Genomic DNA, 6,163 nt, shown 5'->3' with positions numbered 1-6,163 from the left:
GTAGGGCTCGTAGGCGAGCTCGGCGATGATGGCCAGCTCAAGCTCGATCTGGGCGCGCACCTTGTCCGGCAGACCCCCCGGAAAGCGCGTCAAGGTGCCGGCGTAGGCGAGCTTGCGCAGGTGCGAGGCCGGTGTCTCGCCCTCCGGCACGATCTCCTGCGGGTATTCGTAGCGCAGTTCCTCCAGGTTGAAGGTGCACAGGCCCGCGATCCGCACGCTCTGCTGCAGCCACTCGGGCGGGAACAGGTCGGGCAGCACCGAGCGCGCTCGCAGGTACTGCTGCGCGTTGGCGAGCAGTTCGAAGCCACAGTCGGCCACCGTCTTGCCGATTCGCACGGCGGTCAGCACGTCCTGCACGGGTTTGCGGCTTTGCGTATGCATCAGCACGCCACCGGTGGCGACGATCGGCACGCCGGCCTGGGCGGAGGCCTGCTCCGCGACCCATAGGCGCAACTCGTCGTTCATTCCCATCGGACGGCTGCAGGCGATCCAGCCGCGTTCGCCAAACCATGTGCGCAGCCACATGGCCTGTGCGAACAGGCTTTCCACGGACGCGTCGGCTGCGGGAAGGAGGAGGGCGATGCAGCCGCCCATGCCGGCCAGGTGCGGGGCCTTGGGTGCCTTGCCCTCCACATCGGCCACCAGCGCCTTGTAGAGGCCCTTGGCGGCCCTGCGACGCGCCAGGGTGATCAACTCGCACAGGTTGCCGTAGCCACGACGATCCTGCGCGAGGAACACCACGCGGGCAAAGGCGGTGTCGCTGCCCGTGGTGAGCAGCATCTCGCTGCCGACGATGAAGTGCAGCCCGCGCTCGCGCGCCTCGAGGTGCGCACGGACCACCCCGGAGACCGAACACTCATCGGTCAGGGCCAGCGCGGTGTAGCGCTTCTCGGCGGCGCGCCGCACCAGTTCCTCCGGCATCGAGGCACCGACCAGGAACGTGAAATTCGAGCGGCAATGCAGCTCGGCATAAGCGGGCGGCACAGGCGAGGCAGATGGGATCACGGAGCACGGATAAAGGGATCAGGGCATAACTGTACATACATCCAGTAGTTCTGTATGATGCAGCCATGGACGAATATGTCGATCCCGACCGCCGACAGCAGCAGGAGCAGCTGTGGATCGGCGCCTGTGCGCATCAACTGCAACGGCGGTGGCGCACCGTGGACCCGGACGAGCTCGAAGCCGTGGCCGCCGCGCTGGCACGCGACCCGGTGTTGCGTGCACTGTCCCCGATGGAAGCGACGGTGCAATGGTTACGCCCGATCGGCCGCGGCAGCGAACGGCACTGACGGTCGGAAGGCCGCCTTCGCATTGCGCGAAACTTTTTAGCTGTCAGCGTCGTCTCGCCCCGGCGCGGATCACCTCGGCCCGTGGCCGCCGCCGGATGTGTCCATTGGCATTCCTCCCATCGCGCGGAACATGAGCGCATGCCGTTGCCCCCAAATCAAGTTTCATCCATGCCACACGGGCGAACTCACGTCGCTGAACAGATTGAAGTGTTGGACCAAGTTGGGAAGCGCCACGTGGTATTGCGGTATGGCCCACGCGGCTCGAGCAGCATCGCCGCGGGCGAGCCGTCCAAAGACGAGACTTCCTTCGCGGAGTACAGGCTGTCGACAGGAAAAGTTGTCGACAGAACGGGGCCAGCGACGTTTCGCAGCGCCGACGGGCGATTGGAATTCAAGGTCAGGTAGCGCGCGCCCGCGGTCTCGCTGCGCATCGCTATGGCGGGGCTTCGTCGATGGTTTTCAGGCGCTCTCGCCACGTCGTCGCTGTCCGCGTCGCCGTCGACTGCAACCGTAGGTAGCGCTCCTATCTGACATCGATCCGGAGCAACCAGGATCCCCTCCAAAAAGGCGGCGACGCCCGCGAGGCGCCGGGCTTGAGGGAAGGTGTATCCGCGAAAATTTGCATCCCACTCGTCAATGCTGTCCAGCCTCGTGAAAACCAAACCCCGTCAATCCGATCTTGCTTCGATTCCGGCGCAGCCCGCGCCGGCCCGCCGAAGGCGCAAGACGCGAACCCCCGCATCGCGGCGGCGCTTGCTGTTGATCGACTACCAGACCTGGATCGACTTGACGGCGCATATCGGGCGCACGGCGGCGACGGCCGGACAGCACCGAGACGCGTCATTGAGGCCATGAACGCCAATCGACATTCATGAGAGCAGCGGCGACGGGCGCTTGGCCGTCAGCGCCACTTGTCGCTCGCACAGATTTGGGCACCGCCCTACATCGTCGCCAGCACCACCGCAGTAGTCTGAGCACTCCCTTTACAGAACGGAAACTGCGATGAGCGACGACACCACAAAGACCGGCCAGGACCGCAAGCTGATCAGTCTCACCGAGGATTACGAGGTCCGCGACTGGTGCAAGAGCCTGGGCTGCACGCCGGAGCAACTCAGGGCCGCCGTGAAGGCCGTCGGCAACTCGGCCGATGCGGTGCGGCAGCACCTGGCCCAGAAATAGGCAGCGCGGCGTTGCCTCCGCGCCGTGGCTGAAAAGCGCATCGATCCGCTGGCGCGCTACTGGGCCAAGCGCGACTTCGGCATCACGGCCGAGCCGCGCGGCGAACATGTGCAGGATCGCCAGGGTGCCCTGACCTTCGTGGTCCAGAAGCACGCGGCGGGCCGGCTGCACTATGACTTCCGCCTCGAGCTCGACGGGGTCCTGGTTTCCTGGGCCGTGCCCAAGGGGCCGAGCTTCGACCCGAGCGACAAGCGCATGGCCATTCACGTGGAGGACCATCCACTGTCCTATGGTTCCTTTGAAGGCACGATCCCGCCGAAGCAGTACGGCGCGGGAGAGGTCATTGTGTGGGACCGCGGAACGTGGGAGCCGGTCGGCGATCCGCGCGAGGGACTGGCCGTGGGCAAGGTGCTCTTCAAACTGCACGGTGAGAAGCTGCACGGCCTCTGGGAGTTGGTGAAGATCGCCAAGGGCGGCGAGAAGCAGGAACCCTGGATCCTGTTCAAGAAGCGGGACGCGTTTGCACGCCCAAAGGCCGAGTACGACGTGCTGATGGCGCTGCCCGACAGCGTCATCACCAGGTCCTCGACGGTACGCGGCAAGAAGAAGCCCGAGAGATCCGCTTCGGCAGGGCCTTCGCCGGCAGAGAAAGCGGGGGGAGGGGCAAAGGCAAAGGCAAGGGCAAGGGCAAGTCCAAGGGCAAGGGCAAGTCCAAGGGCAGGGGAGGGTGCAAAGAACGGTGTGAGCGCGCAGGCAGCGGGTGCCCTCAAGGCCCCCCTGCCCGAGAAACTCACGCCGCAACTCGCAACGCTCGCCGCCGGTGTGCCCGTGGCAGGCGAATGGATCTACGAGATGAAGTTCGATGGCTATCGCCTCATGACACGCATCGAGCGCGGACGCGCGCGCCTCATCACGCGCGGCGGCCACGACTGGCCCGCAAAGATGCCCACCCTCGTCGGCGAACTTGAGCAGCTCGGCCTTAGCTCCGGCTTCCTGGACGGCGAGATCGTGGTGCTGGGACCCAGCGGCTCGCCCGACTTCAACGCGCTGCAGAATGCCTTCGACCGCGGGCGCGGCGCCGAGCAGATCGTCTACTTCCTGTTCGACGTCCCGTTCTTCGAGGGGCATGACCTGCGCGCCGTCACCCAGCGTGAGCGCCGCGCGTTGCTCAAGGCCTTCCTCGACGAGAAGGCCACCGAACACGTGCGCTACAGCGCGGACTTCGAAGGCGATCCGGCGTCGATCCTCGCCTCGGCGTGTCGCCTCAATCTCGAAGGGCTCATCGCCAAGCGCGTGGATGCGCCTTACGTCTCGCGCCGGTCTGAGGCTTGGCTCAAGCTCAAATGCAAGCTGCGCCAGGAGTTCGTCGTGGTCGGCTACACCGTGCGCAGCGACAACGCTGCGCAGGTGGGGAGCTTGCTGCTTGGCGTCCACGCCCCTGACGGCACGCTGGTGTCCGCGGGCAGCGTCGGTACTGGCTGGGACGTGCAGACGGCGCGCGAGCTGAAAGACAAGCTGGCGCCACTGCAAAGCAAGACTTCGCCGTTCGCTGCCGGTCCCGCCAAAACTGGTCGCTGGTCCCGGCGGGCCGTCGGCGCCGAGCGGTGGGTCGAGCCTTGGCTCGTGGTCGAAGGTCACCTTCGCCGAATGGACTCCGGACGGCCAGGTCCGCCATGCGTCGTACCTGGGCCTGCGCAGCGACAAGCCGGCGCGCCTCATCGCGCGGGAGACGGCGAAGTTCGTCGACGGCACGCCCGCTGCGCCATCGCGTGGCCAGACAGCGAAGGGCAAACCATCCTCCGCCGGCATCAAGGTCAGCCACGCGGATCGCGTCATCGATGCCACTTCCGGACTCACCAAACTGGACCTCGTGCGCTACTACGAGTCGGTGGCGGACTTCATCCTGCCGGACCTTGAGGGTCGGCCGGTGTCGCTGGTGCGCGGACCCGAGGGTGTGGCTGGCCAGCTCTTCTTCCAGAAGCACGGCGAGAAGATCGGCATCCCGGGCATCACGGAACTGGACGCGTCGTTGTGGCCGGGCCATGCTTCGCTGCTCGAGGTCGCCAGCGCCCAGGCGCTCGCCGGTGCGGCGCAGCTCAACGTCATCGAGTTCCACACCTGGAACTCGACGAAGAAGGCCATCGACCGGCCCGATCGCATGATCTTCGACCTCGACCCCGGCGAGGGCACGTCGTGGTCCCACGTCCAGGAGGCGGCGGTCCTCACGCATGCCCTGCTGCACGAACTCGGGTTGAAATCCTGGTTGAAGACGAGTGGGGGCAAGGGGCTGCATGTGGTGGTGCCATTGGCACCGCGCGTCGACTACGACACCGTCAACGCGTTTTCGAAAGCGATCGTCCAGCACCTGGCCAAGACCATCCCGTCGCGCTTCGTCGCCAAGAGCGGGCCTGCGAATCGCGTGGGGAAGCTCTTCGTCGACTACCTGCGCAACGGCCATGGCGCCACGACCGCGGCGGCGTTCTCGGCGCGCGCACGGCCGAGCCTTGGGGTCTCGATGCCCGTCGCATGGGATGACCTGAGGAGCTTGAAAAGCGGCTCCCACTGGACCATCGCCACTGCGCGCGAACACCTGTCGTTCCAGAAGGTCGACCCGTGGGCCGACTACTGGAAGTCGAGGCAATCATTGGCCAAACCCATGCGGGTGCTGGGCTTCTCACCAGCCCGCTAGCGAACGAGATCGGGAGGGGACCCAACTGTCTCGGGGGTCAGCTCACCTTTGAACACGGGCAGACGCGGCTTCGTCTGACGCACTGCAGCAATGGCGCCTCAAAAGATCTTGCGAAATTTCAAAGGATCAGATGTCACTCCTCGCCGCTCACATTGCGCACCAAGGTGGCTCCAGCCGCCAGGGCGCCGCGCCCCGAGGATACAAAGCCGTCAGCCATGGTCCGGCGTTTCTCAAGCGCCCCTCGAAATGGCTATTGCTCGCGGAAGCGCGGGCCATCTGGGAAGCGAGCGCAGCCATTGCGCTCTGGCCCCTCCTTCAGGCTGCCCCGCGGGGGGACGGGCACTCGGTGCTGGTGCTTCCCGGGCTTATCGCAGTCGATTCGTCGACCGAGATCCTGCGGCACTATCTCCGCGGGCGAGGCTATGACGTGCATGGGTGGGAGCAGGGCCGAAACCTGGCCCCCGACGCGGGGTCGAAGAAAAAATGCGCGATCAACTGGCGCGACTTCACGCTGGCAGCGGCCGCAAGGTGAGTGTGGTCGGCTGGAGTCTTGGGGGTGTCTATGCCCGCTTGCTTGCAAGGCATGCTCCGCAGATGGTTCGAAACGTCATCACCCTTGGTAGCCCGTTGGGCGGCGATTCCAAAGCGAAGGTGCCCTCCATGCCCGCGGCTTCGATCTACAGTCGCAGCGATGGCGTCGTGGGGGGGCGAAGCAGCATCATCCCGGCAGGGCCGAACTCGGAAAACATCGAAGTCATCTCGAGCCACCTGGGGTTGGGCGCACACCCCGCAGTGCTTTATGCCTTGGCAGACAGGCTCGCTCAGGCCGAAGGCAACTGGAAGCCCTTTAGCGGCGCTCGATTCGGCTGCCTGGCATTCCCGCGAGCCACTTATCTGACTGCTTGATCGCCCGGTTTGCGAAAGCCGTCGCTGCCCTGCTCCAGCCAAGCATGAGCCGGCAATTGCGCGGGGACCACTGAACGCGAAAAGGTGGACTCGTGCC

The 6,163-nt window shown here is 65.6% G+C and carries 5 protein-coding genes and 1 pseudogene; 5 read left to right on the top strand and 1 reads right to left on the bottom strand.

Annotated elements, in window-relative coordinates; genetic code table 11:
- On the bottom strand, positions 1-1,005 hold a 1,005-nt coding region (locus HB681_RS21015; RefSeq protein ID WP_213956799.1), incomplete at its 3' end, for a PHP domain-containing protein.
- A 65-nt stretch (positions 1,006-1,070) separates the two neighbouring features.
- On the opposite strand from HB681_RS21015, the gene HB681_RS21010 reads away from it, so the two are divergent.
- From HB681_RS21010 to HB681_RS38780, 5 genes and pseudogenes are all read left to right on the top strand, one after another.
- Positions 1,071-1,292, top strand: coding sequence for a hypothetical protein (locus tag HB681_RS21010; protein ID WP_213956798.1), 222 nt, complete (start codon positions 1,071-1,073; stop codon positions 1,290-1,292).
- 1,002 nt (positions 1,293-2,294) lie between these two features.
- Positions 2,295-2,471: a DUF3606 domain-containing protein gene (locus HB681_RS21005; RefSeq protein WP_213956797.1), complete on the top strand. Its 177-nt coding sequence runs from the start codon at positions 2,295-2,297 to the stop codon at positions 2,469-2,471.
- Between the two features lie 24 nt (positions 2,472-2,495).
- A pseudogene (gene ligD, locus HB681_RS21000) lies at positions 2,496-5,160 on the top strand (DNA ligase D).
- 130 nt (positions 5,161-5,290) lie between these two features.
- A complete protein-coding gene (locus HB681_RS38785) occupies positions 5,291-5,692 on the top strand; it encodes a hypothetical protein (protein ID WP_345944712.1) in 402 nt (133 codons plus the stop codon).
- Positions 5,644-6,066 (top strand): hypothetical protein, encoded by a 423-nt coding sequence (locus HB681_RS38780; RefSeq protein WP_345944711.1) that lies wholly within the window; start codon positions 5,644-5,646, stop codon positions 6,064-6,066. The genes HB681_RS38785 and HB681_RS38780 overlap by 49 nt, the downstream gene beginning before the upstream one ends.
- Positions 6,067-6,163 lie beyond the last annotated feature (97 nt).

The sequence above is a fragment of the Variovorax sp. dw_954 genome (genome assembly GCF_018449755.1).
Taxonomy (GTDB): Bacteria; Pseudomonadota; Gammaproteobacteria; order Burkholderiales; family Burkholderiaceae_C; genus Variovorax.
Note: the sequence above shows the minus strand (reverse complement) of the source record. Positions and strands in the feature narration are given on the sequence as shown.